Source organism: Streptomyces sp. SPB074, from assembly GCF_000154905.1.
In the GTDB taxonomy this organism is placed as follows: Bacteria; Actinomycetota; Actinomycetes; order Streptomycetales; family Streptomycetaceae; genus Streptomyces.
The window spans coordinates 5,658,447-5,658,818 of the sequence record NZ_GG770539.1 but is presented as its reverse complement, the minus strand read 5'-3'; the positions used below and the strand labels follow the sequence as shown (position 1 = coordinate 5,658,818).

Annotated in this window: 1 protein-coding gene; it reads left to right on the top strand. The window is 78.0% G+C overall.

Features of this window, described 5'->3' with window-relative positions; all coding sequences use genetic code 11:
• Window positions 1-372 (top strand): cobalamin biosynthesis protein (locus tag SSBG_RS31680; protein WP_199781404.1); only part of this gene is annotated, 372 nt, incomplete at both ends.

The following is a 372-nucleotide window of genomic DNA, read 5'->3' as shown; positions in this document are numbered from 1 at the left end:
CTCGTGACGTGGGCCGTCGTGGGCGGTACCTCGCTCGCGCGCGAGGGGCGCGCGCTCGCCGCCGCGCTCGAAGCGGGCGACATCGCCGCCGCGCGGGAGCGGCTGCCGCACCTGTGCGGGCGCGATCCGCGCCACCTGGACGCCGAGGGGATCGCGCGCGCCGTGGTCGAATCGGTCGCGGAGAACACCTCGGACGCCGTCGTCGGGGCCCTCGTGTGGGGCGCGCTCGGCGGGGTGCCGGGGCTGGTCGGCTTCCGGGCCGTCAACACGCTCGACGCGATGGTGGGCCACCGCTCGCGGCACTACCTGCGGTTCGGCTGGCCGGCCGCGCGGCTGGACGACGTCATGGGCTTCCCCGGCGCCCGGCTCACG